Annotated in this window: 22 protein-coding genes; 10 read left to right on the forward strand and 12 right to left on the reverse strand. The window is 72.1% G+C overall.

Translation table 11 applies throughout. The features are described from left to right. The first annotated feature begins 7 nt into the window (after positions 1–7). Positions 8–2,083 carry a HelD family protein gene (locus ACZ7DY_RS27455; protein ID WP_471139491.1) on the forward strand — a complete coding sequence of 692 codons (2,076 nt, stop codon included), beginning with the start codon at positions 8–10 and terminating at the stop codon, positions 2,081–2,083. Here the strand turns inward: ACZ7DY_RS27455 and ACZ7DY_RS27460 are convergent. From ACZ7DY_RS27460 to ACZ7DY_RS27470, 3 genes are all read right to left on the reverse strand, one after another. Next, positions 2,080–2,649: a DUF2165 domain-containing protein gene (locus ACZ7DY_RS27460; RefSeq protein ID WP_471139492.1), complete on the reverse strand. Its 570-nt coding sequence runs from the start codon at positions 2,647–2,649 to the stop codon at positions 2,080–2,082. The two genes, ACZ7DY_RS27455 and ACZ7DY_RS27460, sit on opposite strands and share 4 nt — an antisense overlap. A 50-nt stretch (positions 2,650–2,699) precedes the next feature. Further along, on the reverse strand, positions 2,700–3,389 hold the full coding sequence (locus tag ACZ7DY_RS27465; RefSeq protein WP_471139495.1) for a copper homeostasis protein CutC: 690 nt from the start codon (positions 3,387–3,389) through the stop codon (positions 2,700–2,702). Between the two features lie 179 nt (positions 3,390–3,568). Further along, positions 3,569–5,872, reverse strand: coding sequence for a heavy metal translocating P-type ATPase (locus ACZ7DY_RS27470; protein WP_471139497.1), 2,304 nt, complete (start codon positions 5,870–5,872; stop codon positions 3,569–3,571). A gap of 213 nt (positions 5,873–6,085) precedes the next feature. Here ACZ7DY_RS27470 and ACZ7DY_RS27475 point away from each other — a divergent pair, with 213 nt between their 5' ends. Next, on the forward strand, positions 6,086–7,039 hold the full coding sequence (locus tag ACZ7DY_RS27475; RefSeq protein ID WP_471139499.1) for a hypothetical protein: 954 nt from the start codon (positions 6,086–6,088) through the stop codon (positions 7,037–7,039). Positions 7,040–7,079: 40 nt separating this feature from the next. Here ACZ7DY_RS27475 and ACZ7DY_RS27480 read toward each other — a convergent pair whose 3' ends face one another. Next, positions 7,080–7,772 carry a CatB-related O-acetyltransferase gene (locus ACZ7DY_RS27480; RefSeq protein ID WP_471139501.1) on the reverse strand — a complete coding sequence of 231 codons (693 nt, stop codon included), beginning with the start codon at positions 7,770–7,772 and terminating at the stop codon, positions 7,080–7,082. A 201-nt stretch (positions 7,773–7,973) separates the two neighbouring features. Then, positions 7,974–9,392, reverse strand: coding sequence for an MFS transporter (locus tag ACZ7DY_RS27485; protein WP_471139503.1), 1,419 nt, complete (start codon positions 9,390–9,392; stop codon positions 7,974–7,976). A 107-nt stretch (positions 9,393–9,499) separates the two neighbouring features. Between ACZ7DY_RS27485 and ACZ7DY_RS27490 the strand changes: the two genes are divergently transcribed. From ACZ7DY_RS27490 to ACZ7DY_RS27500, 3 genes are all read left to right on the forward strand, one after another. Then, positions 9,500–10,138: an HD domain-containing protein gene (locus ACZ7DY_RS27490; RefSeq protein WP_471139505.1), complete on the forward strand. Its 639-nt coding sequence runs from the start codon at positions 9,500–9,502 to the stop codon at positions 10,136–10,138. A gap of 43 nt (positions 10,139–10,181) precedes the next feature. Continuing rightward, the gene (locus ACZ7DY_RS27495; RefSeq protein WP_471139506.1) at positions 10,182–11,258 is read left to right on the forward strand and encodes a GNAT family N-acetyltransferase; all 1,077 of its coding nucleotides are present in this window, start codon (positions 10,182–10,184) and stop codon (positions 11,256–11,258) included. 180 nt (positions 11,259–11,438) lie between these two features. Next, a complete protein-coding gene (locus ACZ7DY_RS27500; protein ID WP_471139920.1) occupies positions 11,439–12,773 on the forward strand; it encodes a Cmx/CmrA family chloramphenicol efflux MFS transporter in 1,335 nt (444 codons plus the stop codon). Positions 12,774–12,798: 25 nt separating this feature from the next. On the opposite strand, the gene ACZ7DY_RS27505 is transcribed toward ACZ7DY_RS27500, so the two are convergent. Both ACZ7DY_RS27505 and ACZ7DY_RS27510 read right to left on the reverse strand, forming a co-directional pair. Next, positions 12,799–13,065 carry a DUF4031 domain-containing protein gene (locus ACZ7DY_RS27505; protein ID WP_471139509.1) on the reverse strand — a complete coding sequence of 89 codons (267 nt, stop codon included), beginning with the start codon at positions 13,063–13,065 and terminating at the stop codon, positions 12,799–12,801. A gap of 49 nt (positions 13,066–13,114) precedes the next feature. Then, positions 13,115–13,471 (reverse strand): hypothetical protein, encoded by a 357-nt coding sequence (locus tag ACZ7DY_RS27510; RefSeq protein ID WP_471139512.1) that lies wholly within the window; start codon positions 13,469–13,471, stop codon positions 13,115–13,117. A 150-nt stretch (positions 13,472–13,621) separates the two neighbouring features. On the opposite strand from ACZ7DY_RS27510, the gene ACZ7DY_RS27515 reads away from it, so the two are divergent. Together ACZ7DY_RS27515 and murQ are read left to right on the forward strand one after the other, a co-directional pair. Next, a complete protein-coding gene (locus ACZ7DY_RS27515) occupies positions 13,622–14,545 on the forward strand; it encodes a MurR/RpiR family transcriptional regulator (protein ID WP_471139514.1) in 924 nt (307 codons plus the stop codon). An 82-nt stretch (positions 14,546–14,627) separates the two neighbouring features. Continuing rightward, on the forward strand, positions 14,628–15,719 hold the full coding sequence (gene murQ / locus ACZ7DY_RS27520; protein WP_471139516.1) for an N-acetylmuramic acid 6-phosphate etherase: 1,092 nt from the start codon (positions 14,628–14,630) through the stop codon (positions 15,717–15,719). Between the two features lie 85 nt (positions 15,720–15,804). Here the strand turns inward: murQ and ACZ7DY_RS27525 are convergent, their stop codons facing one another. Together ACZ7DY_RS27525 and ACZ7DY_RS27530 are read right to left on the reverse strand one after the other, a co-directional pair. Continuing rightward, the gene (locus ACZ7DY_RS27525; protein ID WP_471139519.1) at positions 15,805–16,035 is read right to left on the reverse strand and encodes a hypothetical protein; all 231 of its coding nucleotides are present in this window, start codon (positions 16,033–16,035) and stop codon (positions 15,805–15,807) included. Next, a complete protein-coding gene (locus tag ACZ7DY_RS27530; protein WP_471139521.1) occupies positions 16,032–16,241 on the reverse strand; it encodes a hypothetical protein in 210 nt (69 codons plus the stop codon). The genes ACZ7DY_RS27525 and ACZ7DY_RS27530 overlap by 4 nt, the downstream gene beginning before the upstream one ends. Positions 16,242–16,356: 115 nt before the next feature. Here ACZ7DY_RS27530 and ACZ7DY_RS27535 point away from each other — a divergent pair, with 115 nt between their 5' ends. From ACZ7DY_RS27535 to ACZ7DY_RS27545, 3 genes are all read left to right on the forward strand, one after another. Next, entirely contained in the window at positions 16,357–17,199 is an 843-nt protein-coding gene (locus ACZ7DY_RS27535; protein ID WP_471139524.1) for a helix-turn-helix domain-containing protein, read from the forward strand. Then, positions 17,180–17,446 carry a DUF397 domain-containing protein gene (locus tag ACZ7DY_RS27540; RefSeq protein WP_471139528.1) on the forward strand — a complete coding sequence of 89 codons (267 nt, stop codon included), beginning with the start codon at positions 17,180–17,182 and terminating at the stop codon, positions 17,444–17,446. Before ACZ7DY_RS27535 ends, ACZ7DY_RS27540 begins: the two co-directional genes overlap by 20 nt. A 3,391-nt stretch (positions 17,447–20,837) precedes the next feature. Next, a complete protein-coding gene (locus ACZ7DY_RS27545; protein WP_471139531.1) occupies positions 20,838–22,142 on the forward strand; it encodes an esterase/lipase family protein in 1,305 nt (434 codons plus the stop codon). A 106-nt stretch (positions 22,143–22,248) separates the two neighbouring features. Here ACZ7DY_RS27545 and groL read toward each other — a convergent pair whose 3' ends face one another. The 3 genes from groL to ACZ7DY_RS27560 all read right to left on the reverse strand — a co-directional run bounded on the left by groL (position 22,249) and on the right by ACZ7DY_RS27560 (position 25,081). Beyond that, the gene (gene groL, locus ACZ7DY_RS27550; RefSeq protein ID WP_062776541.1) at positions 22,249–23,874 is read right to left on the reverse strand and encodes a chaperonin GroEL; all 1,626 of its coding nucleotides are present in this window, start codon (positions 23,872–23,874) and stop codon (positions 22,249–22,251) included. 308 nt (positions 23,875–24,182) lie between these two features. Beyond that, positions 24,183–24,386, reverse strand: coding sequence for a cold-shock protein (locus ACZ7DY_RS27555; protein ID WP_005315736.1), 204 nt, complete (start codon positions 24,384–24,386; stop codon positions 24,183–24,185). A 419-nt stretch (positions 24,387–24,805) separates the two neighbouring features. Beyond that, positions 24,806–25,081 (reverse strand): MoaD/ThiS family protein, encoded by a 276-nt coding sequence (locus ACZ7DY_RS27560; RefSeq protein ID WP_150217764.1) that lies wholly within the window; start codon positions 25,079–25,081, stop codon positions 24,806–24,808. Between the last annotated feature and the right edge of the window lie 19 nt (positions 25,082–25,100).

A 25,100-nucleotide genomic window follows, 5' to 3' on the forward strand; every position in this document is an offset into this window, starting at 1 on the left:
GCACCCCGTGCACGCGCACGCCCACCCCCATCCGCTCGACCCGCCCGACGACCCCCTCGCCAGGGAACGCGGCCACCTCGCCGCCTCCCGCGCCGCCCTGCGCGCCATGCGCGAGGACGCCGAGGCCCTGGACATCCGCGACGTCACCGCGAACTGGGTGAACGCCGCCGTCCTCGAGCGCCAGCTCGACGAGCGCATCCGGTCCCTCGCCGACCTCGCCCACACCCCGCTCTTCTTCGGACGGCTCGACTACCTCCACGCGCCCGGCGCCGACCGGGCCGAGGGCGCCGAGGGCGAGCGGTTCTACATCGGGCGGCGCCACGTGCACGACGCCGACGGCGATCCGATGGTGATCGACTGGCGTGCGCCGGTGTCGCAGCCGTTCTACCGGGCCTCCAAGAAGGACCCGATGGACATCGCGCTGCGCCGCCGCTTCGGCTACACGGGCGGCGACCTCACGGCGTACGAGGACGAGCACCTCAGCGACGCCACGGAGACCGAGCGGACCAGCAGGCTCCTCCAGCAGGAGATCGAGCGGCCGCGCGTGGGACCGATGCGGGACATCGTCGCCACCATCCAGCCCGAACAGGACGAGATCGTCCGCAGCGGGCTGAGCGGCAGCGTCTGCGTGCAGGGCGGGCCCGGCACCGGAAAGACCGCCGTCGGCCTGCACCGCGTCGCCTACCTGCTGTACGCGCACCGGGACCGCCTCGCCCGCACCGGCACCCTCGTCATCGGGCCGAACGCCTCCTTCCTCCACTACATCGAGCAGGTCCTGCCCGCGCTCGGCGAGCTGGAGGTCAGGCAGGCCACCGTCGACGACCTCGTCGCCCACGTCGAGGTGCGCGGCACGGACGACGCGGCCACCGCCCTCGTCAAGGGCGACGCCCGGATGGCCGAGGTGCTGCGCGCCGCCGTGCGCTCGCACGTCACGATGCCCACCGAGCCCGTCGTGGTGGTGCGCGGCTCACGCCGCTGGCGGGTGCCCGCGTACGAAGTGGAGGAGATCGTCCGGGAGTTGCTGGCGCGGGACATCCGGTACGGGGCCGCGCGCGAGGCCCTGCCGCAGCGCATCGCCCACGCCGTGCTCGTCCGCATGGAGCAGGCGGGCGAGGCGCCCGACGACCGGGTGCAGGACGCCGTCGCCCGCAACCCGGCGGTGAAGGCGGCGGTCAAGTCCCTCTGGCCGCAGGTCGATCCCGCGAAGCTCGTGCTGCGGCTGCTCTCGGACGCCGCCTTCACCGCCGAGCACGCCGAGGGGGTGCTGACCGAGGAGGAGCAGAAGGCGCTGCTGTGGGCGAAGCCCGCGCGGAGCGTGAAGTCCGCCAAGTGGTCGGCGGCCGACGCCGTACTGATCGACGAGGCCACCGACCTCGTCGCGCGCACCCACTCGCTGGGTCACGTCGTCCTGGACGAGGCGCAGGACCTCTCCCCCATGCAGTACCGGGCGGTCGGCCGGCGCTGCACGACCGGTTCGGCGACCGTCCTCGGCGACCTCGCGCAGGGCACCACGCCCTGGGCGACGCGGAGTTGGCAGGAGGCCCTGCACCATCTGGGCAAGAGCGGCGCCGTGGTGGAGGAGCTGACGGCCGGTTTCCGTGTGCCGCGCGAGGTCATCGCGTACGCGTCGCGGCTGCTGCCGGAGATCGCGCCGGGGCTCGCGGCGGTCGACTCGGTGCGCGAGTCGCCGGGCTCGCTCGCGGTGCGCCGGGTGGCGGACGCGGCGGAGCTGGACGCGGCCTGCCTGGAGGCGTGCGCCGAGTCGCTGCGGCGGGAGGGGTCCGTCGGGCTCATCGCCGCGGACGCCCGGATCCCCTCGCTCGCCGGGGCGCTGGACGCGGCCGGGCTCACGTATCTCGCGCCCGGCGAGGAGACGACGCCCGACACCCGCCTGACGCTGGTGCCCGCCTCCCTCGCGAAGGGCCTGGAGTACGACTACGTGGTGCTCGACGAGCCTGCCGCCGTCGTCGACGGCGAGCCCGACGAACGGACGGGCCTGCGCCGGCTCTATGTGGCGCTGACCCGTGCCGTGTCGGGGCTCGTCGTCGTGCACGGCGCCGAACTGCCCGCGCCGCTCGGCTAGTCGGCCTTCACCTCGCGGCCGTCCGCCGACGAGGCGGCGGACGGCAGGTGGGTGACGACGAGCACGATGCCCGCGAGCGTCACGACGCGGGTGGCCGCGTCCAGGCCGTTCCAGGCCTGGGACTGCCACATGGCGAACCACTCGCCGCCGATGCCGATGAAACCGACCCCGAAGAGCAGGAGGATCATCAACAGGCCGATGGATCCCACGCGTTGGGCGCTGCGCAGCCCGTCGGGCCTGCGCAGCGCCCGGGCCCACAGGACCGTCGAGGCGGTGAGGACCAGCGCGGCCAGGGTCTCCCAGGCGATGATCCCGACGTAGGCCGCGTCCTGCAGCGCGGTGGACTCCACCGCGCGCCATCTGAGGCCGTTGCCCTTGAAGGTGGTGTCCATCGACAGGACATGGCGTACGAACTGCTGGTTGGTGCCGAAGTCGGTGATGTTCCCGAACGCGACGAGTGCGATGTAGAGCGCGACCGTCCCCGTGAGGAGCATCGCGGCAACGGGCAGTGTCCCGGCCGCGAGGATCCGCTCCGCGGGACGCGTCTGATGGGCTGGTGTCGGCATGAGATCCCCTCCGTGTCGACCCAGTTCTATCGTGTCCCGCGGAGAAACGATCAACCGTCGAGCGCGGTCCGCCATTGCGCGACCGCCGCGGGGCAGACCGGGGCGCTCCAGCCGTCGGGGCGGGCGGCCCCGCCGATGTGGAACGCGTCGACGCCGGCCGCCCGCAGCCGGGGCAGGTGGTCGAGGCGCAGACCGCCGCCGATCAGGAGCTGAGGGCCGTATCCCGGTTCGCCGCGGCGCGCGGCCTCGGCGAGCAGGGTGGGCAGTCCGTCGTCGACGCCGGCCGCGGAGCCCGCGGTGAGGTACGTGTCCAGGCCGGGCAGGTCGGCGAGTTGCTTGCGCAGGGCGTCGCGGTCGGCGGCGCGGTCGATCGCACGGTGGAAGGTCCAGCGGCAGCCGTCGAGCGCGGCGACAAGCGTCTCGATCGCGGGCAGGTCGGGGCCGCCCGACTCGTCGAGGAAGCCGAGCACGAACTCGTCGGCGCCCTCGCCGCGCAGCTCGTGGGCGCGGCGGACCAAAGCGTCGACGTCGCCCGCGGCGAAGCCGTCGGCGAGCCTGAGCATCACGCGCAGCGAGATGTCGACGGCGGAGCGGATCCGGGCGAAGGTCTCGCGGGACGGCGTGAGGCCGTCCGCGGCCATGTCCGTCACCAGCTCGAGGCGGTCCGCTCCGCCGGCCTGGGCGGCGACGGCGTCCTCGGCGTCGAGGGCGATCACCTCCAGGACTGCACGCTTGCTCATGGATGTCTCTTCCTTCTGGTCGCTGCGGCTCGGCTGCCGAATTACCACCGGAAACCTGGCATAGGTCTAGTCCAATTACCAGCCTACGCGCAGAACTCCCCGGTGCGAGCCGGGAGGCCCACGCCGGGGAGACGGAAGGGGAGACGGGAACGGGAGACGGGAAGGGGGCCAGAAAGGAGTCAGGCGAGCGGCTTGAACCCGCGCAGCCGCAGGCTGTTGCCGACCACGAAGACGGACGAGAAGGCCATCGCCGCACCCGCGATCATCGGGTTGAGCAGACCGGCCGCGGCCAGCGGCAGGGCACCCACGTTGTAGGCGAAGGCCCAGAAGAGGTTGGACCTGATCGTGCCGAGCGTGCGCCGGGAGAGCCTGATCGCGTCCGCCGCGGCCCGCAGGTCGCCCCGGACCAGCGTCAGGTCACCGGCCTCGATCGCGGCGTCCGTGCCGGTGCCCATCGCAAGGCCCAGGTCGGCCTGGGCCAGCGCCGCCGCGTCGTTCACGCCGTCGCCGACCATGGCCACGCTGCGCCCCTCGGCCTGCAGCCGCTTCACCACGTCGACCTTGTCCTGCGGCATGACCTCGGCGATCACGTTATCGGGCGCGATGCCGACCTCGGCGGCGACCGAGGCGGCGACGGCCGCGTTGTCGCCGGTCAGCAGGATCGGGGTGAGGCCGAGGGCCCGCAGCCGCGCGATGGCCTCGGCGCTGGTGTCCTTGACCGCGTCGGCGACCTCCAGAACCGCGCGGGCCGCACCGTCCCAGGCGACCGCGATGGCGGTACGTCCGGCCGCCTCGGCCCGCGCCTTGGCGCGCTCCAGCTCGACGGGCAGGTGGATCTCCCACTCGTCGAGGAGCTGGGTGCGGCCCACCAGGACCGCGTGCCCCTCGACGACGCCCTGGACGCCGAGCCCCGCGATGTTGGCGAAGTCCTCGGGGGCGGGCAGGTCGCCGACCCGGGCGGCCGCGCCGGCGGCGACGGCCTGGGCGATGGGGTGCTCCGAGGCGTGCTCGAGGGCGCCGGCCAGGCGCAGGACCTCGGTCTCGGTGGCGTCGGCGGTGTGGGTGGCGAGCAGGGTCATCCGGCCGGTGGTGACGGTGCCGGTCTTGTCCAGGACGATCGTGTCGACGCGGCGGGTGGACTCAAGGACCTCGGGGCCCTTGATGAGGATGCCGAGCTGGGCGCCGCGGCCGGTGCCGACCATGAGAGCGGTCGGGGTGGCGAGGCCGAGCGCGCACGGGCAGGCGATGATCAGTACGGCGACGGCGGCGGTGAACGCGGCGGTCAGCCCCGCGCCGTTGCCGAGCCAGAAGCCGAGGGTGGCGAGCGCAAGGCCGATGACGACCGGCACGAACACCGCGGAGATCTTGTCGGCCAGGCGCTGGGCGGCGGCCTTGCCGTTCTGCGCGTCCTCCACGAGCCTCGCCATGCGGGCCAGCTGGGTGTCGGCGCCGACGCGGGTGGCCTCGACGACGAGCCGGCCGCCGACGTTGAGGGTGGCGCCGGTGACCGCGTCGCCCGCGGCGACCTCGACGGGCACGGACTCGCCGGTCAGCATGGAGGCGTCCACGGCCGATGAGCCCTCGACGACCCTGCCGTCGGTGGCGATCTTCTCGCCGGGCCGCACCAGGAACCGGTCGCCGACCGCCAACTGCCCGACCGGCACGGTCTCTTCGCGCCCGTCCTTGCGCACCACGGTGACGTCCTTGGCGCCGAGCCGCAGCAGCGCCTTCAGGGCGGCGCCCGCCTTCCTCTTGGAGCGGGCCTCGAAGTACCGCCCGGCGAGGATGAACGCGGTGACGCCGGCGGCGGCCTCCAGGTAGATGTTCCCGGCGCCGTCGCTCCTGGTGATGGTCAGCTCGAAGGGGTGCGTCATGCCGGGCGTGCCCGCGGTGCCGAAGAACAGCGCCCACAGGGACCAGAGGAACGCCGCCGAGGTGCCGACCGAGATGAGCGTGTCCATGGTGGCGGCGCCGTGCCGGGCGTTGGTGAAGGCCGCCTTGTGGAAGGGCCAGGCGGCATACGTCACGACGGGCGCGGCCAGCGTGAGCGAGAGCCACTGCCAGTACTCGAACTGCAGCGCGGGCGCCATCGCCATCGCGATCACGGGCACCGAGAGCAGGACGGCGGCGGTCAGCCGCTGCCGCAGTGGCCGCAGCGCGTCGTCCTCGGCGCGCTCCTCGTCGTCCTCGCCCGCCCCGGGGCCGGTCTCGCGGCCGGTGGGGGCGGGGGCGGGCTCCTGGGCGGTGTAGCCGGTGGCCTCGACGGTGGCGATGAGGTCCCGCACGGAGACGTCCGCGCCGCGGTAGGTGACCTTGGCCTTCTCGGTGGCGTAGTTGACGGTCGCCTCGACGCCGTCCATGCGGTTGAGCTTCTTCTCGATCCGGGCCGCGCAGGAGGCGCAGGTCATGCCACCGATGGCGAGCTCGACCTCGGCGGCTGGCGCCGTGTGCGGGGCACCTGGAGTGGTGGTGGACGCGGCCATGGGCTGCTCCTGTACGGGCGGACTGCCGATACCCGGGGCGGGTACCGCTGACGAGATCCATGTATACCCCTGGGGGGTACCGAACGCAAGGGTGATCCGAGACTTGACTTAATACCCCCAGGGGGTACCTTCGTCTCATCGGGACCGACACATCCCGCGCCACCGATCACCGATCAGTGATCACCGACCAACCGCATGAACCGGGGAGCCGTCATGAACACCGGACTGAAGATCACCGCCTTCGCCGCCGCCGTCGCCGCGACGTTCGGAACCGCGTACGGGATCGGCAAGGGCGTCGACCCCGTCACGGACACGACGCCGGCGGCCCGGCACGGCGACCACGACGGCGACCGGCGGGAAGGAGAACCACAGGAGCACGGAGGGCACGCCGGCCACGCCGAGGCCGCACCCGGCGGCCTGAAGGTCTCCGACCGCGGCTACACCCTCGACCTGAGGACCGCCCGCATCCAGGCGGACAAGAAGCAGGAGCTCCGCTTCGCCGTCGTGGAGGACGCCTCGGGGCGCAACGTCACCGCGTACCGCAAGGAGCACGACAAGGAGCTCCACCTGATCGTCGCCTCACGCGACCTGACCACCTACCGCCACCTGCACCCCACCCGCGCGGCCGACGGCACCTGGTCCACCCCCCTCGAGCTGCCCGAGGCGGGCGGCTACCGCGTCTTCGCCGACTTCCGCCCCGAGGGCGCGAAGGAGGGCCTCACCCTCGGCGCGGACCTCGGGGTGGCGGGGGCGTACGAGCCGAAGGAGCTGCCCGCGCACACCACGACGGCCCACGTCGACGGGTACGACGTGACCCTGAAGGGCGAGCTGAAGACCGGCGCGGGCGGCGACCTCACCCTGAGCGTGGCGCGGAACGGCGAGCCGGTGACCGATCTCCAGCCCTACCTGGGCGCGTACGGCCACCTGGTGGCCCTGCGCTCGGGCGACCTCGCCTACCTCCACGTCCACCCGAACGGCGAGCCCGGCGACGGGAAGACGCGGCCGGGACCGGACATCTCGTTCGGCGCGGCGGCACCGAGCAAGGGCGCGTACCGCCTGTTCCTGGACTTCCGGCACGGGGGCAAGGTGCACACGGCGGCGTTCACGGTGCACGCCGGCGGGGGCGGGCACACCGCCGGCGGAAAGGACGGGGGCCACCGGCACTGAGGGCCGGTGGCGCCGCGGAACGTACGGGACACCCCGGAGGTCAGTCGGCCTCCGGGGTACGCGTGTGTCCGGCCGGGGCCACGGCGGCCAGTTCGTCCACCGAGCCGGACATCACGGCCCGGATGTGCGCGGTGAGGTGCTCGACCGGCCAGTCCCACCAGGCGATGTCGAGCAGCCGGGCGATGTCCTCCGCGCCGAAGCGGTGGCGGATGAGCTTCGCCGGGTTGCCGCCGACGATGCCGTAGTCCGGCACGTCGTCGACGACCACCGCGCGCGAGGCGATGACGGCGCCGTGCCCGATCCTGACGCCCGGCATCACGGTGGCGCCGAAACCGAACCAGACGTCGTTGCCGACGACCGTGTCACCGCGCCCCGGCAGGCCGCTGATCAGGTCGAAGTGCTCGCTCCAGGAGCCGCCCATGATCGGGAAGGGGAAGGTCGACGGCCCGTCCATCCGGTGGTTGGCGCCGTTCATGATGAACCGCACGCCCTCCCCCAGCGCGCAGAACTTCCCGATGACCAGCCGCTCGGGACCGTAGTGGTAGAGCACGTTCCGCGTCTCGAAGGCGGTCGGGTCATCGGGATCGTCGTAGTACGAGAACTCCCCGACCTCGATCAACGGCGAGGTCACGAGGGGCTTGAGCAGCACCACGCGCTGCTGCCCGGGCATCGGGTGCACCACGGTCGGGTCGGCGGGCACGAGGGCCCCGGGAGGATTCGGTTCACTGGACATCCCCCCATGATCCACCGGAGCCGTCAGACGCCAACTCCTTTTCCCCGGCGGCCTCGTCGCCCCCTCGGGAACGCGGAGAGCCGGGCGGGCCGGAAGTGTCCGGCCCGCCCGGCTCCCGTGGACCGATGGGGCGATGGGGGCGGATGGGGCGACGGGGACGACTTGAGCAGGGCCATGGGGACGGCGACAGCCCCGCATCCGTCAGGCGTTCACCTTCTCCCGCTCCCCGGCCGCGGGAGCGGAGTCCTTCCGCATCACCAGCAGGGTGACCAGGCCGCCGACCGCCGCGATGGCGCTCGCGCCGGTGAACGCGGCGCCGAACCCGTCCGTCAGGGCGGGCAGGTTCCCGAGCTCACCGGCCCCCTGCGACGTGGCGAGCGCGGTCAGCGCGGCGAGGCCGAGCGCCGAACCCACCTGGTACGTGGTGTTGACGATGCCGGAGGCGAGCCCCGCCTGCTCCTGCGGGGCGCCGGACATGGCTGCCATCATCGCCGGGATGTAGGCGAGGGACATGCCGAGCGCGGCGACCAGCGATGCGGGCAGGACGTCGACGGCGAAGGAGCCGGTCGGGCCCGCCTGCGCCAGCCACAGCAGACCGGCCGCGAGGACCAGGAGACCGCTGCCGATCAGCGCCTTTGCGCCGAACCGGCCGAGCAGCCGGGCGGTGACGGCGGTCATGAAGACCATCAGCAGACCGGTCATCGGCAGCAGGGCCGCGCCGCTGGCGAACGCCCCGTACCCCATGACCTGCTGGAGGTAGAGGTTGAGGAAGTACCACATCGGGATCCAGGCGGCGCCGAGCAGCGCCATCGCGACGTTGGCGGAGCCGAGCCGCGGCACACGCCACACGCCCAGCGGCATGAGGGGCTGGGACACCGACTTCTGCACGACGAGGAAGAGCGCCAACAGGCCTGCCGCACCGGCCAGTTGCAGGACGGTCCCGGTCGAACCCCAGCCGGCCTCCGGAGCCCGGACGACGGCGAAGACGGCGAGCGCGAGACCGGCGGTGACGGCGACGGCGCCGAGGAGGTCGACGGAGCCGCGCCTGCCCTCGACGGCGGGCAGCAGGCGGGTCGCGGCGAGCGTGGCGAGGCCGATCGGGATGTAGATGAGGAAGACCCAGGGCCAGCTCAGCCACTCCGTGAAGACACCGCCGAGGAAGACACCGGCCGTGCCGCCCGCCGGGGCCGCGGCGCCGTAGAGGGCCATGGCCCTGCCCAGCTCCTTCGGGTCGTGCCCGAAGAGCATCATCAGCAGGGTCATCGCGGCCGGCGCGATGAGCGCGCCGCCCACGCCCTGCACGGCGCGCCCGGCGACCTCGGCCGCGGCGCCCTGCGCGGCGGCGGCGAGCACGGACCCGGCGATGAGGACCACCCAGCCGGCGGCGAAGACCTTGCGGGCGCCGAGCAGGTCGGAGAGGCGGCCGCCGAGCAGCAGGAGCCCCCCGAAGGCGATGACGTACGCGTTGAAGACCCACTGCAGCTCGCCCTGCGAGAAGCCCAGGTCACGCTGCATCTCGGGGAGCGCGACCCCGATGATCGAGGTGTCCATGATGACCATGAACTGCGCGGTGGCGAGGACGAACAGCGCCCACCAGCGCATGGGGTTGGCGGATTGCATGACGTTTTCCTCCACGGATCCATACCCGCTCTGGATACCCCCCTGGGGTACTTGACCCGGGGACGTTAACATACCCCCCAGGGGTACACAACGACTAGGATCCACCCATGGCCGACGACAAGGACCTCCACGCCCGCTGGGCCGCCACCCTGCTGCGCGCGAGCCAGGACACCCCCGACCCCGCGCCCTACGCGGACCGGCTGCTCGCCCGCTGGTCCGAACCGCAGCGCAAGTACCACACCACCGCCCACCTGGCGGCCGTCCTCGGCCACCTCGACGTCCTCGCGGACCACGCCGACGACCCCGAACTCGTACGCCTCGCCGCCTGGTTCCACGACGCGGTGTACGCGCCCGACCGCTCCGAGAACGAGGAGCGCTCGGCACGCCTCGCCGAACGCGCCCTCACCGAAGCCGGCCTGGCACCCGCCCACGTCCACGAAGTCGCCCGCCTGGTCCGCCTCACCACCACGCACGACCCCGCCGACGGCGACCACAACGGCGAAGCCCTGTGCGACGCCGACCTGGCGATCCTCGCCGCGCCCCCGGACGCGTACGCCGCCTACGCCGCCGCCGTCCGCGAGGAGTACGGCTTCGTCCCCGACGAGGCGTTCCGCCGGGGCCGGGCCGACGTGCTGCGCCAACTCATCGCGCTGCCACGCCTGTTCAGGACCGCCCACGGAGCGGCCAACTGGGAGGCCCCGGCCCGCGAGAACCTCGCCACGGAACTCGCCCTGCTCGCCCCCTGAAAACTCGGCGGCCGCCCAGCCCGCGCTCCCGTACTCTCGGCGCATGCTTCTCATGGGTGGGGACCGGATCGACGAGGCCGTGGCACACACGGTGAAGGTGCTGCGCGCGGCCGCCGACCGCGACTGGAGCGTCAAAGCGGAAGGGCTCGACTGGAGCTGCCTCCGGACGGCCGAACACATCGCGGGCGACTTCGTCGGATACGCGGCCCAGCTGACCGGCCGGGCCACCGACACCTACGCGCCCTTCGAGACCGTCCTCGACCCGGGCACCGGCCCCGAGGGCGCCATCCGCGTCATCGAGGCCACCGGCGGCATCCTCGCCTCGGTCGTCCGCACCACCCCGCGCGGCACCCGCGCCTTCCACCCCTTCCCCGCGGGCTCCGCGGACGCGGCGGGCTTCGCCGCGATGGGCATCACCGAAGCCCTCCTCCACACCCACGACATCGCCCGCGCCCTCGGAGTCGACGCGGAACCCCCGGCCCCCCTCTGCGAGGCGGTCCTCGCCCACCTCTTCCCGCACATACCGCCCACCCCCGCGGGCGGCACACCCTGGACGACGCTCCTGTGGGCCACGGGCCGCGGCACCCTGCCCGGCCGCCCCCGCCTCGACCACTGGCACTGGCGCAACCCCGCCTCCCTCCCCGCCGGCGACGTCGCCCTGCGCGAAGTGACCCCCGCGGTCGCCGCGGACCTCGCCACGGGCGGCACCGGCGGACTCGACTGGCTCGACGGCTCCCCCTACGACGGCACGCGCCGCGCCGCCGGCATGGTGACGAAGGCGTACGCGGCCGGGGTGCACCGCCCCGAATGGGGCATGTACGCCCTGGTCCGCACCGCCGACGAACTGGCCATCGGCGGCATGGGCTTCCACGGCCCGCCGGACGACGACGGCTGCGTCGAGGTCGGCTACGACCTGGTGCCGGGAGCACGCGGACACGGATACGCCTCCGGGGCACTCCGAGCCCTCTCCGAGTGGGCCCTCACCCACTCCGAGGTGACCTCGCTCCTCGCCGTGGTCGAAGCGGAGAACACGGCGTCACAGGCGGTGGCGGCACGGGCGGGGTACGTACGACTGCCGGACCGGGGGGCGCATCGGGCTTATGGGGTGGGGCGGGGGTGAGGGTGGGGGTGGGGCTGGGGTGATCGGTCAGCGGTCGGAATGAGTGGTGGTCGGGGTGGGTGGGAGCCCGGTGGTGGGCGGGGACTTCCGGGAATGACAGGTCCCATCACGGCGTTCACTCCTGTTATGCCGACCTCCGTCCCCACCCCGTCCGACTCCGGCGCGGCCGACCGCTCGCGCATGCCCACAGCCGTCTACATGCTCGGCCTCGCCGTCTTCGCGCTCGGCACCAGCGAGTTCATGCTCTCCGGCCTCCTCCCGCCCATCGCCGACGACATGAACGTCTCCATCCCCCGGGCCGGCCTCCTCATCTCCGCCTTCGCCATCGGCATGGTCATCGGCGCCCCGCTCCTCGCCGTCGCGACCCTGCGCCTGCCCCGCCGCACCACCCTCATCACGCTCATCACCGTCTTCGGCCTCGGCCAGGTCGCGGGTGCGCTCGCGCCCACCTACGAGATCCTCTTCGCCTCCCGCGTCATCAGCGCCCTCGCCTGCGCCGGCTTCTGGGCGGTCGGCGCCGCCGTCGCCATCGCGATGGTGGAGTACCACCAGCGCGCCCGCGCCATGGCGGTCATGATCGGCGGCCTCTCCATCGCGAACGTGCTCGGCGTCCCCGCGGGCGCGTTCCTCGGCGAGAACCTCGGCTGGCGCGCCGCGTTCTGGGCGGTCGGCGCCGCCTCCGCGATCGCGCTCGTCGGCGTACTCACGCTCATCCCGCGCATCCCGCTCCCCGCCGAGAAGCCGCAGCTCAAGAAGGAGCTGTCCATCTACGGCGACCGCCAGGTCTGGCTGTCCATCACCGTCACCGCGCTCGCCGCGGGCGGCGTGTTCTGCGCGTTCTCGTACCTCTCCCCGCTCCTCACGGACGTCGCGGGCCTCTCCGAGGGCTGGGTCCCCACGATCCTCGGCCTCTTCGGCGTCGGCGCCCTCGTCGGTACGACCATCGGCGGCCGGGTCGCGGACGCGCACCTCTTCGGGGTCCTGCTCAGCGGCATCGCCGCCTCCACCGTCTTCCTCGTCTCCCTGGCCCTGTTCGCCGCGACTCCCGCCGCGGCGATCACGCTCTCGTTCCTGCTGGGCGTCTCGGCGTTCTACACCGCCCCGGCGCTCAACGCCCGCATGTTCAACGTCGCGGGCGCCGCTCCCACCCTGGCGGGCGCGACGACGACGGCCGCGTTCAACCTCGGCAACACCGGCGGCCCCTGGCTCGGCGGCACGGTGATCGACCTCGACTTCGGCTACGCGTCCACCGCGTGGGCGGGCGCGGCGATGACGGCGGTGGCGATCATCGCGGTGGCACTCTCGCTGCGCCTGCACCGCAGGGCACCCAGCCGTGTGGTCACGGCGTCGGCGGGTGCGGGGGATTCGGCGGGTACGGCGGGCTCGGGGAGCTCGGCGGGCACGGCGCGTACGGCGGGCTCGGCGGATCAGGCAGGTACGGCGGGTTCCGCAGCCCCGGCGGCCTCCGCCGACCCCGCCGGGGAGTACGTCACCAAAAGCCCCTCCCGGACCTGAAGTTCGCCCCCACCGGAACCGACCATCACGCCGGGCGCCCCTTGGGCCTCCGCAGCCCCGCCCCCGTGAGCCTGCGCACGAGCTCCTTCGAGCCGACCTGCGCCGCGCCCGCGCGCACCGCGTCCTCGTACCGTTCCGACGGCACGTCGTAGTGGTCGCCGTCGAAGGCGCGGCGCGGGCAGCCGATGGCGGCCGCGAAGGCGTGCAGTTCCTCGTACGAGACGTCGCTGACCAGGTGGGACCACATGCGGCCGTGGCCCGGCCAGGTCGGCGGGTCTATGTAGACCGTCACGCGCGACCACCCCGGCCACCCCGGCCGCCCCGAACTTCCCGGCCCGGCCTCACGTCAGGCTCCCCACCGGCGCCACCACGACCCCCGCCTTGCCGCAGACCCAGTGCGGGTCGGGACCCAACTCCGGTTCCACGTCCAGCGCGTGGGGATCGCCGGTACCGCAGACGGGGCACAGCGGCCACCGCCCGTACCGTTCCAGGAGCGCGTCCTGGACGTCCTGGGCGACGAGCCCGGCGACGTACGCGACGCCCTCCGGCCACTGCTCGACCCACCAGCGGCGGTGCGCCACCGCCTCCTCGACCATCGAGACGACCTCGGCCTCGGCGACCTCACGGGCGACGAGGTCGGCGAGGACAAGTGCGCGAGCGGCGTGCAACGCCTGCTCCAGGGGGTCGATCGCGTCCATGCACCCCATTGTCACCCCGCACGCCACACCCGCGAAAAGGCAAGCCCCGCCAGCCGCCGGCTCCCGTCGGCCCCCAGGGCCCGGGCCAGGGCCCCGCAAGGTATCGACCGGCGTATTGACCGGCCATCCCCGCAAAAATATCTTTCAGATGTGACCCACCACGTGAAGGAAATTTTCGCGGACGCCGCACCCCCCGCCCCCGCCGCCCTCGCGGCCAAGGTGCGGACCCTGGGCCCGTCGATGACCCGTTCCATGCACCGGGTCGCCGAAGCCGTCGCCGGGGACCCCGCCGGCTGCGCCGCCCTCACGGTCACCGGCCTCGCCGAACTCACCGGCACCAGCGAGGCGACGGTGGTGCGCACCGCCCGCCTCCTGGGCTACCCCGGCTACCGCGACCTGCGGCTCGCCCTCGCCGGACTCGCCGCCCAGCAGCAGTCCGGGCGCGCGCCCGCCGTCACCGCGGACATCGCCGTCGACGACCCGATCGCGGACGTGGTGGCGAAGCTCGCCTACGACGAGCAGCAGACCCTCGCCGACACCGCCGCCGGACTCGACACCGTGCAGCTCGGCGCCGCCGTCGCCGCACTCGCCACCGCACGCCGCGCGGAGATCTACGGCGTCGCCGCCTCGGGACTCGTCGCCCAGGACCTCGCCCAGAAGCTGCTCCGCATCGGACACGTCGCGCACGCGCACTCCGACCCGCACCTGGCCGTCACCAACGCGGTGACGCTCCGCGCCAAGGACGTCGCCATCGCGATCACCCACTCCGGTTCGACGGGCGACGTGATCGAACCGCTGCGGGTCGCCTTCGAGCACGGGGCCACCACGATCGCGATCACCGGTCGGCCCGACGCCGCCGTATCGCAGTACGCCGACCACATACTGACGACCTCGACGGCCCGCGAGAGCGAGCTGAGGCCCGCCGCGATGTCCTCCCGGACCAGTCAACTCCTCGTCGTGGACTGCTTGTTCGTGGGCGTCGCGCAGCGGACGTACGAGACGGCGGCGCCCGCGCTCGCCGCGTCCTACGAGGCGCTGGCCCACCGCCACCACTCGCGCGGCACCAGCCGCTGACACCCGCGCCGGCTCCCCGGACCAGCCTCACCGGGCCGGCCACACCACCCCCCTCACCGGACACGAAAGAGCCGCAGCCGCCATGACCTCCACCCCCGACCCGACGGACGCGACCACCCCGAAGGCCCCGACCGACTCGACCGGCGCAACGGGCTCCCCGGCCCCGACCGATTCGCCGAGCCAGGCCGGCCCGGACTCCTCCCCGCACCACCACCAGCACAAGCGCGGCGACGACTACGGAGAACTCCGCGCCCAGCTCGCCACCCTCACCACCGAGGCGTTCCGGCCCGAGCTCTCCGAGATCGACCGGCTGCCCACGGCGGAGATCGCGCGGATCATGAACGGCGAGGACGCCTCCGTCCCCACCGCCGTCGCCGAACAGCTGCCGCAGATCGCCGCCGCCATCGACGGCACCGCCGAGCGCATGGCCCGCGGCGGCCGCCTCGTCTACGCGGGCGCGGGCACCGCGGGACGGCTCGGCGTACTCGACGCCTCCGAGTGCCCGCCCACCTTCAACACCGCCCCCGACGAGGTCATCGGCCTCATCGCGGGCGGCCCGACCGCCATGGTCACGGCGGTCGAGGGCGCGGAGGACAGCAAGGAACTGGCCGCCGACGACCTGGACGCCCTGAAACTCACGGCGGACGACGTCGTCGTCGGCATCTCCGCCTCCGGGCGCACCCCGTACGCGATCGGCGCCGTCGAACACGCCAGGAAACGGTACGGGGCGCTGACCATCGGCCTCTCCTGCAACGCGGACAGCGCACTCGCGGCCGCCGCCGAACACGGCATCGAGGTCGTCGTCGGCCCCGAACTCCTCACCGGCTCCACCCGCCTCAAGGCGGGCACCGCCCAGAAGATCGTCCTCAACATGCTGTCGACGATCACGATGATCCGCCTCGGCAAGACCTACGGAAACCTGATGGTGGACGTCCGCGCCTCCAACGAGAAGCTGCGCGCCCGCTCCCGCCGCATCGTCGCCCTCGCCACCGGCGCCGAGGACACCGAGATCGAGGCGGCGCTCGCCGCCACGGACGGCGAGGTCAAGAACGCCATCCTCACCATCCTCGGCCGCGTCGACGGCCCCACCGCCGCCCACCTCCTCACCACCTCCGCCGGCCACCTCCGCACAGCGTTGGACGCGGCGCGGGGGGCGGGGGCGGGGGCTTCGTAGGAGGGGGGCGGGGCGAGGGGGGGGCGGGGGCCCCGGGGAACCGGACCTTGGGGGACTTAGCGCGGCCAGGCCCCCCGGGGGACACTCAACGCGGCCGGGCCTGGGCCTGCCGGTTCAGCTCACGCACCCGCTCCCGCAGCACCTCCGTCGGCGGCGCGTCCCCCACCGCGCCGGGCGGACAGTCCCACTCCCGCCCGCCCCCGATGGGCCGGAGCTGCACGAGCCCGCCCTCGCAGCCCATGACCTCACCGACGCTGCCGTCCCGGTAGTCGACGGCGTACGTCCCCTTCTCCGGCACGCAAGGATCCTCGTTCACCGCGCCCCCTCGACGACCGCAGCCAGCCGCAACGCCGTGTCCAGGTTGCAGCGTCCCAACTCCACGAGCGGCAACGCGCCCTCCGACATGCTCAGCGGGTCGACCCGCAGCGACGGCAGCGTGATCCCCACGCCCGTGAGCGCCGCTCTCACCTGCCGTACGGCCTCCTCCGCCGCCCGCATCCTTTCCTCCGCCGTCAGCGCCATGAACTCTGCCTCTCACACCGAGTGTTGCCTTTTCCTCACCCAGCGTGTCCGGGCATGCGTATGCTGAACAGGGCAATCCACCCAACAACCCCCCGTGTCGGAGGGATGTGCGCCCATGACCCGCCCCAAGGACCTCGACCCCTCCTCCAACCCCCGGGCCCTCCTCGGCGCGGAACTGCGCCACGCCCGCGAACGGGCGGGCCTGAGCCAGGAGGCGCTGGGTACACCGCTGTTCGTCAGCGGCTCGTTCATCGGCCAATTGGAGGCCGGCACGCGCCGGATGCACCTGGAGTACGCCGAACACTTCGACTCCGTCCTGGGCAAGGACGGCTTCTTCGCCCGCAACTGCGAAGCCCTGGCCAAGTCCAAATACCCGGACCACTTCGCGGAAGCGGCGGAGTTGGAAGCGGCCGCCACCACCATCAAGCACTACCTGCCGCTACTGATCCCGGGCCTGCTCCAGACGCCGGCTTACGCTGCCGCGCTGTTCCGGTCCTACCGGCCGATGGCCGGTGAGGACGAGATCGAGGAACTGGTGGCGACACGCATGGAGCGTGCTCGGCTCATCGAAAAGCCAACTGCGCCTCTGCTGTGGGTGATTCTGGACGAGGCCGCGATCCGGCGCCCGGTAGGCGGCCCTGCCATCATGGCCGAGGCCCTGCGGCATGTGGCCTGCCTCGCACGTCAACATCGCATCATCCTGCAGGTGATTCCGTTCGAGGCCGGGGCACACGCGGGAATGGGCGGGTCCCTCAAGCTCATGGAGTTCGCGGATGCCCCGCCTCTCTGCTTCGTCGACGGGCTGGACACCGGCTGGTTGATCGATGACCCCGCCACGATGGCCCGCCACACGATGACGTTCAACCTCCTGCAGGCGTTGGGCCTTTCACCCGAGGCATCCCTGGCCCTAATCGAATCGGTGGCGCACGATTACGACCATGAGGAACAACACCCCTGAGTACGGCTCAGTCAGGACCGTTCAACAGAAGCCCGCCCCAGACGGAGCAGGCGCCGGCGACCATATGACGGTCACCTACTGGCGGAAGTCCACTTACAGCGCCGGTGACGGCGGCGACTGCCTCGAAGTCGCCGACGGCCACCCGGAGATCGTCCCGGTCCGGGACTCCAAGAACCCCACAGGCCCGAACGTCGTATTCGGAGCCGCAACCTGGTCCGCATTCATCACAACCATCAAGCACACCTGACCACACTCACCCAACCCAGTCCGCCGACGCACAACTCATCCGCACTCGGCGCCGGGTGCGGCCTGGCTCATCGTGGGCGGGCGTCAGGGTCGTGGCGAGGGAAGGCGGCACCTTCGGCGGGCCAGGGTCTTCGAAGGTGACCGGGGCCGCCCGGGTTTTGCGTGAGTGTGGCGGTTCCGGGCCGGGAGTAAAGGGCGCCCTGCGGGCGTCGGCTCCGCCGATTCCGCTGCGCTCCACCCTTGACTCCCGTCCCTCCACCGCAGCTTCACCTTCGACCCGGACGGCCAGAAATGAGGCGGCGGGCTTGGCTGGTGGGGTCATCGGCTTTCGCTGCCGGGTGCGGACCGGTCCATCGTGGGCGAGGGCCACGGTCGGGGCTCGGCCGACCAGGCGGCTTTGCTGCTCGGGCCATCACCTGTCATCGCCGGGTGCGGACCGGCTCATCGTGGGCGGCTGCCACGGTGCGGGCTCGGTTGACCGGGCGGCTTGACGTGCCGGGTCATCGGCTCTCATCGCCGGGTGCGGCCCGGTCCATCGTGGGTGGCGGCCAGGGCCAGGGCTCGGTCGGGTCCGTCGGCCTCGCGGCTTGGCGAGCCGGGGGCTTCGGTGGCGGGGGGTGAGCGGTGAGACGGATGGGGCTCCCCTGCGGGCCACCCCCAGCCCACATTTCGGTCATTTGGGTCTCGTGAGGGGTGGAGTGCAGGGAAGTCTCAGCGGGAGGGCCTGATTCGTGGGGTGTCGGGGAGACTTTCCTGCGATGGGGCCCAGGAGCGGCCTTGCGGGCTCGCTCCAGAGCGCCCCGACGGCCCCCGGCGCGCGAGGCCCGGAAGGCCCCGAGCCCCAAAGCCGCGATCGGCCCAAGGCACCCCACTGCCCGAGCCCCCGGCCCTACACCCGACGACGAGACCCCACAACCTGAGCGCCAACCGGGGCGCACCCACGACCGACCGGGCCGCACCCGGCACCGAAAGGTGCACGGCCCGAGCGGTCAGCCGCATCGCGCGCGACGACGCAAGCTCGCCCGACCACGCGGCCTCCCCGCTCGGACCATCAGCCTTCGTCACCGGGTGCGGACCGGCTCATCGTGGGCGGGGGTCAGGGTGAGGCGCTCGGCCAGTCGAGCGGCTTCACCGCACGGGCCATCATCTTTCATCGCCGAGTGCGGACCGGCTCATCGCGTGCGGGCGCCACGGTGCGGGCTCGGCCAGCGGACCGGCCTGGCCACTCGGGTCATCACCTTTCATCGCCGGTGCGGACCGGCTCATTGTTGGCCGCTGCCACGGTGCGGGCTCGGTTGACCGGGCGGCTTGGCGTGCCGGGTCATCAGCTCTCGCCGCCGAGTGCGACGCGGCTCACGGGATGGCGTGGCCGCTCGGGGCCGTGCGCCATTCGGTGCCGGCTGCGGTCCGGTCTGTCGTGGGCGAGCCCCGGTCGGTGCTCAGCTCGTGAGGTCTCGCCGCCGGGTGCGGGCCCGGGCTCGGTCAGCGGCGCGCGCATCGGGTCGACTGCGGCGCAGGGGTGCGGCTGCCTTCCGGGCATCGCGCGCGGGAAGCCATGCGGGCGCGCTGGACCAGGTCCGCACGGCTTCCGGCCCGATCGCAGGAAAGTCTCCCCGACACCCCACCAATTAGGCCCTCCCCCTGAGACTTCCCTGCACTCCACCCCTCGCGAGATGCAAATGCTCGAAATGCGGGCCGGAGATGGCGCCTCAGAACGCACCACCCGACACACCCCCACCCCACACCACCCAAGCCACCAGCACCACAGCCCAGGGCCACCGACCCGCGAGGCCAGCGCCCCGACGATGGCGGCGACGCACGATGGACCGGCCCGCACCCGGCGATGAAAGGTGATGGCCCGCGCAGCGAAGCCGCCTGGTCGACCGAGCCCGCACCGTGGCCTTCGCCCACGATGGGCCGGTCGGCACCCGGCGATGAAAGGTGATGGCCTGAGCAGCGAAGCCGCCCGACTGACCGAGCCCGCACCGTGGCCTTCGCCCACGATGAGCCGGTCGGCACCCGGCAACGAAAGCCGATGACCCCATCAGCGAAGCCGCCCGGCTGGCCCAGCTCGCACCGTGGCCCTCGCCCACGATGGACCGGACCGCACCCGGCAGCGAAAGCCGATGACCCCACCAGCCAAGCCCGCCGCCTCACCCCTGGCCGTCCGGGTCGAAGGTGAAGCTGCGGTGGAGGGACGGGAGTCAAGGGTGGAGCGCAGCGGAATCGGCGGAGCCGACGCCCGCAGGGCGCCCTTTACTCCCGGCCCGGAACCGCCACACTCACGCAAAACCCGGGCGGCCCCGGCCACCTTCGAAGACCCCGGCCCGCCGAAGGCGCCGCCCTCCCCCGCCACGCACCGTGGCGGCCACCCACGATGGACCGGACCGCACCCGGGGACGAAAGGTGATGACCCGAGCGGCGAGGCCGCGTGGCGGGGCAAGCCCACACGGTGGCCTCCGCCCACCATGGACCGGTCCGCACCCGGCGATGAGAGCCGATGACCCGGCACGCCAAGCCACCCCGCTGGCTGAGCCCGCGTCGTGGCGTCCGCACACGATGAGCCGGACCGCACCCGGCAACGAAAGCCGATGGCCCGAGCAGCGAAGCCGCCCGGCTGGCCCAGCTCGCACCGTGGCCCTCGCCCACGATGGACCGGACCGCACCCGGCGATGAGAGCCGATGACCCCACCAGCCAAGCCCGCCGCCTCGCCCCTAGCCGTCCGGGTCGAAGGTCAAGCTGCGGTGGAGGGACGGGAGTCAAGGGTGGAGCGCAGCGGAATCGGCGCAGCCGACGCCCGCAGGGCGCCCTTTACTCCCGGCCCGGAACCGCCACACTCACGCAAAACCCGGGCGGCCCCGGCCACCTTCGAAGACCCCGGCCCGCCGAAGGCGCCGGCCCTCCCGCGCCACGACCCTGAGGGCCACCCACGATGAGCCGGGCCGCACTCGGCACCGAAGCCGATGGCCCGACACCCCCACCGGTCCATACCTCCGCGTTGGGAATCAAGTAGTCCGGCGCCTCGCCCCCGCCCCGGGGCCGGGTGCCTTCGCGACATAGTTCCGTGGTTCTGCCCTCGGTCATCTGCCCTGCGCCGGCGTCGAGTTGGCCGACGCGCCGTCACCCGTAACCGTGCTCCCGGTGAGGCCTCGCCGACAGTCCTGGCCAGGCGGGCGTGCCACCTCCCTCCCCATCCGTAACGGCCGAACTCGCCCTGTCCGAAAGTCCCCGCGCAACCCGCCGGAGCGGGCGCCCCCTCTATCCGGCGGCTACCCGACGTACCAAAGATGGCACCGCACGTGACCGGTACGGCAGCGGCCACGTCCCGTACCCGTAACGCCCACAGCCGACCCGCACACCCAACCCCGCGCACCCGGAGGAGCCCACCCTCATGGTCAAGCCCACCGACCCCCGCCAGGAATCCAACGAACCCCAGGAATCCAACGAGCCCCACCAATCCCCCGAACCCCACGACCCCCATATCGCCGAAGCCTTCGGAGGCGCCGCCCGTGTCATCCTCGCGCCCGGGTCCAAGCAGGCCAGGGAGCGGCCGGGTGAGGCCCCTGCGGCCGATGACGAGTGGGCGCTGCCCCACGGCAGGGCCTGGGTGTACCTCGCCGACGCCGGACGAGGGCTGACCCGGCCCGTCATCCTCGGCGACGGGTTCAGCAGCGGGCCCAGTGAGCTGGACTTCTCCTGGGAGATCCTGGAGCGCGGCCCGTACCCGTTCATCAGCGCGCTGCGCCGGCGCGGGTACGACGTCATCCTGCTCGGCTACGACGAGCGCAGCGCCTCCATCCTGGACAACGCCGAGGTCGCGCGCGGCGCGATCCTGGAGGCCATCGCCCGGCGCCGGGGCGAGCACCCCCTCACCGTCGGCGGCTTCAGCATGGGCGGCCTCGTCACCCGTTACGCGCTCGCCAAGATGGAGCACGAAGGCATCAACCACCAGACGGCCCTGTACTTCTCGTACGACAGCCCGCACCGCGGCGCGTGGGTCCCCATCGCCCTGCAGTCGTTCGCGCACTACATCCGCCGGCTCAACGCCGCCTTCTCGGACCAGATGAACAGCCCCGCCGCCCGGCAGCTCCTGTGGCAGCACATCGCCGAGTGGGACGCCACGCCGGAGACCGACAAGGAGCGGCTGGAGTTCCTCGCCGAGCTGGAACGGGTCGGCTCCTGGCCCACGCAGCCCCGCAAGATCGGCGTCGCCAACGGCGTGCGCACCGGCGAGGGCAACGGCATCCGCGGCGGCGAGAAGGCCTTCCACGGCAAGGGCCTCGCCATCACCGGCACCCGCCTGCACACGCAGAGCGCCGGCGAGAGCCAACTCGTCGCCCAGTTGCGGGTGGTGACGCTGCGCAAGCCGCGCATCCGCACCTCCGGCCTGCCCGAGATGGACGGCGCCCCGGGCGGCACGCTGGAGGGGTTCGGCATCCTCGCCGACGAGCTGGACAAGATCCCGGCGATCATCGGGCTCGGCTCCGAGGCGGACATCCGCGAGCACTGCTTCGTACCGGTGGTCAGCGCGATCGCGCTGCGCGACATCGACACGCACGAGAAGCTGTACGGCCCGGTCACGGCGTCGGCGGAGGAGGAGAGCGAACTCGACGAGTTCCTCTGCGCCTCCCGGAACGAGGGCCACACCCTGGCCACCGAGGAACTCTGCGCCTGGATCCTGGACCGGTTGCCGTAGGGACCTCACCTAGGACGGACGAGAAACGCCCGAGGGCGGTACCCCTTCCCAAGAAGAAAGGGGTACCGCCCTCGGAACCTGAGGACAGTGATCAACCAGAGGTCGATCAGAAGTCCATGTCACCGCCCGGCATGCCGCCGCCGGCCGGGGCGGCGCCCGCCTTCTCCGGCTTGTCGGCGATGACGGCCTCGGTGGTGAGGAACAGCGCGGCGATGGAGGCGGCGTTCTGCAGGGCGGAACGCGTCACCTTCGCCGGGTCGAGGATGCCCTCGGCGATCATGTCGACGTACTCACCGGTCGCGGCGTTGAGGCCGTGGCCGACGGTGAGGTTGCGCACCTTCTCGACGACGACGCCACCCTCGAGGCCGGCGTTGACGGCGATCTGCTTCAGCGGGGCCTCCAGGGCCAGCTTCACAGCGGCGGCACCGGTGGCCTCGTCGCCCTCGAGCTCGAGCTTCTCGAAGACCTGGGAGGCCTGGAGCAGGGCCACGCCACCACCGGCGACGATGCCCTCTTCGACGGCCGCCTTCGCGTTGCGGACGGCGTCCTCGATGCGGTGCTTGCGCTCCTTGAGCTCGACCTCGGTGGCCGCGCCCGCCTTGATGACGGCCACGCCGCCGGCGAGCTTGGCGAGGCGCTCCTGGAGCTTCTCGCGGTCGTAGTCCGAGTCGCTGTTCTCGATCTCGGCGCGGATCTGGTTGACGCGGCCCTGGACCTGGTCGCTGTCACCGGCACCGTCGACGATGGTCGTCTCGTCCTTGGTGATGACGACCTTGCGGGCGCGGCCGAGCAGGTCGAGACCGGCGTTCTCCAGCTTGAGGCCGACCTCCTCGGAGATGACGGTGCCACCGGTGAGGATGGCGATGTCGCCGAGCATGGCCTTGCGGCGGTCACCGAAGCCCGGGGCCTTGACGGCGACGGACTTGAAGGTGCCACGGATCTTGTTGACGACGAGCGTGGACAGCGCCTCGCCCTCGACGTCCTCCGCGATGATCAGCAGCGGCTTGCCCGACTGCATGACCTTCTCCAGCAGCGGAAGGAGGTCCTTCACGTTGGAGATCTTGGAGTTGACGATCAGGATGTACGGGTCGTCGAGCGACGCCTCCATACGCTCCATGTCGGTGGCGAAGTACGCCGAGATGTAGCCCTTGTCGAAGCGCATGCCCTCGGTGAGCTCGAGCTCGAGACCGAAGGTCTGCGACTCCTCGACGGTGATGACGCCTTCCTTGCCGACCTTGTCCATCGCCTCGGCGATGAGCTCGCCGATCTGGGTGTCGGCGGCGGAGATGGAGGCCGTCGAAGCGATCTGCTCCTTGGTCTCGACATCCTTGGCCTGCTCGAGCAGGGCGCCGGAGACGGCCTCGACGGCCTTCTCGATGCCGCGCTTGAGGGCCATCGGGTTGGCGCCGGCGGCCACGTTGCGGAGGCCCTCGCGGACCAGGGCCTGGGCCAGGACGGTCGCGGTCGTCGTGCCGTCACCGGCGACGTCGTCCGTCTTCTTCGCGACCTCCTTGACCAGCTCGGCGCCGATCTTCTCGTACGGGTCCTCGAGCTCGATCTCCTTGGCGATGGAGACACCATCGTTGGTGATCGTGGGGGCGCCCCACTTCTTCTCGAGGACGACGTTGCGACCCTTGGGGCCCAGGGTCACCTTGACGGCGTCGGCGAGCTGGTTCATGCCGCGCTCGAGGCCGCGCCGTGCCTCCTCGTCGAACGCGATGATCTTGGCCATGTGAAGTGGTCCTCCCGGACGGGGTGGAAACGCAAACGGACCGTGCCCGCGCCCGCGACGGACGGCCTGCGCACCGTGTGGTTCCTTGCCCCACCCGGCGCGCGGGCCTCGCTGACCCGATCCAAGTTCTGTCACTCTCACTCGTAGAGTGCTAAGCCCAATGATTAGCACTCGACCCCTGCGAGTGCAAGCGCCTCTCATGGATCCGGGCCGACGCCCGGGGTGCCCCCGGCGCACACGAGGGGCCCGTACCCCTGGTGGGATACGAGCCCCTCGCGATGCTTGCTTCGGTGGTCGGTCGCGCCGAGCTAGACGGCGAGCTTGACCATGTCCGCCTGCGGACCCTTCTGGCCCTGCGAGATCTCGAACTCGACTCGCTGACCTTCTTCAAGGGTGCGGTACCCGTCCATCTGGATCGCGCTGTAGTGGACGAAAACATCCGCACCACCGTCGACCGCGATGAAGCCGTACCCCTTCTCCGCGTTGAACCACTTGACGGTGCCCTGAGCCATGCCTAACTCCCCTATTACTGGCCCTTGCACAGGACCGCACTTCGCGGACCCGGGTCAGACCTCACCCCCCACTGATTGGGGGTGTGCGCCGGAACGCGTCGACCGCCGCTGAATGTATCTGTCCAACTGCCGTCTGCAACAGGTCAATCGGACGAGAATTCTGGGCGGGCCCGATCGGTAATATGCGGAGAATTTGCCGGAATTCAGGGCAAGTCGGGCCGGGCAAAAGCCGCATAGGGCTGAAATGGGCGGCGCGCATTGGCTGCTTCTTGTCGGCTCCGCGCCGACTTCGTATATGCGCTCGGCACAAACGGCGGAGCACGCTTCCCAACTGTACCGCGCTCAACCATGCAGAATTGCCCCCTCCGTTTCTCTCGCGGAGGGGGCAATTCAGATAACGCAGGGTACTTGCGGAAAGGTCAGCCGCCGGCGACGGCCGGAATGATCGAGACGCCCGCGCCGTCCGGGGTGGCGGTCTCCAGGCCCTGCTCGAAACGGACGTCGTCGTCGTTGACGTACACGTTCACGAAGCGGCGCAGCTTGCCCTGGTCGTCCAGGACGCGGGCGGCGATACCGGTGTGGTTCTTCTCCAGGTCGGCGATGACCTCGCCGAGGTTGGCGCCCTCGGCGGCGACCTCGGCCTTGCCGCCGGTGTAGGTGCGCAGGATGGTGGGGATGCGGACGTTGACGCTCATGGATTCACCTCGGTAGATC

It is taken from the genome of Streptomyces sp. NPDC037013 (assembly GCF_055607265.1).

Coding starts and splice junctions, on each gene's coding strand:
- ACZ7DY_RS27470 (WP_471139497.1), bottom strand. CDS start 5,872: ATGGCCGCGTCCACCACCACTCCAGGTGCCCCGCACACGGCGCCAGCC.
- ACZ7DY_RS27510 (WP_471139512.1), bottom strand. CDS start 13,471: ATGGACGCGATCGACCCCCTGGAGCAGGCGTTGCACGCCGCTCGCGCA.
- ACZ7DY_RS27500 (WP_471139920.1), top strand. CDS start 11,439: ATGCCCACAGCCGTCTACATGCTCGGCCTCGCCGTCTTCGCGCTCGGC.
- ACZ7DY_RS27540 (WP_471139528.1), top strand. CDS start 17,180: ATGAGGAACAACACCCCTGAGTACGGCTCAGTCAGGACCGTTCAACAG.
- ACZ7DY_RS27490 (WP_471139505.1), top strand. CDS start 9,500: ATGGCCGACGACAAGGACCTCCACGCCCGCTGGGCCGCCACCCTGCTG.
- ACZ7DY_RS27495 (WP_471139506.1), top strand. CDS start 10,182: ATGCTTCTCATGGGTGGGGACCGGATCGACGAGGCCGTGGCACACACG.
- ACZ7DY_RS27465 (WP_471139495.1), bottom strand. CDS start 3,389: ATGAGCAAGCGTGCAGTCCTGGAGGTGATCGCCCTCGACGCCGAGGAC.
- ACZ7DY_RS27530 (WP_471139521.1), bottom strand. CDS start 16,241: ATGGCGCTGACGGCGGAGGAAAGGATGCGGGCGGCGGAGGAGGCCGTA.
- ACZ7DY_RS27545 (WP_471139531.1), top strand. CDS start 20,838: ATGGTCAAGCCCACCGACCCCCGCCAGGAATCCAACGAACCCCAGGAA.
- ACZ7DY_RS27475 (WP_471139499.1), top strand. CDS start 6,086: ATGAACACCGGACTGAAGATCACCGCCTTCGCCGCCGCCGTCGCCGCG.
- ACZ7DY_RS27535 (WP_471139524.1), top strand. CDS start 16,357: ATGACCCGCCCCAAGGACCTCGACCCCTCCTCCAACCCCCGGGCCCTC.
- murQ (WP_471139516.1), top strand. CDS start 14,628: ATGACCTCCACCCCCGACCCGACGGACGCGACCACCCCGAAGGCCCCG.
- ACZ7DY_RS27560 (WP_150217764.1), bottom strand. CDS start 25,081: ATGAGCGTCAACGTCCGCATCCCCACCATCCTGCGCACCTACACCGGC.
- ACZ7DY_RS27555 (WP_005315736.1), bottom strand. CDS start 24,386: ATGGCTCAGGGCACCGTCAAGTGGTTCAACGCGGAGAAGGGGTACGGC.
- ACZ7DY_RS27460 (WP_471139492.1), bottom strand. CDS start 2,649: ATGCCGACACCAGCCCATCAGACGCGTCCCGCGGAGCGGATCCTCGCG.
- ACZ7DY_RS27485 (WP_471139503.1), bottom strand. CDS start 9,392: ATGCAATCCGCCAACCCCATGCGCTGGTGGGCGCTGTTCGTCCTCGCC.
- groL (WP_062776541.1), bottom strand. CDS start 23,874: ATGGCCAAGATCATCGCGTTCGACGAGGAGGCACGGCGCGGCCTCGAG.
- ACZ7DY_RS27480 (WP_471139501.1), bottom strand. CDS start 7,772: ATGTCCAGTGAACCGAATCCTCCCGGGGCCCTCGTGCCCGCCGACCCG.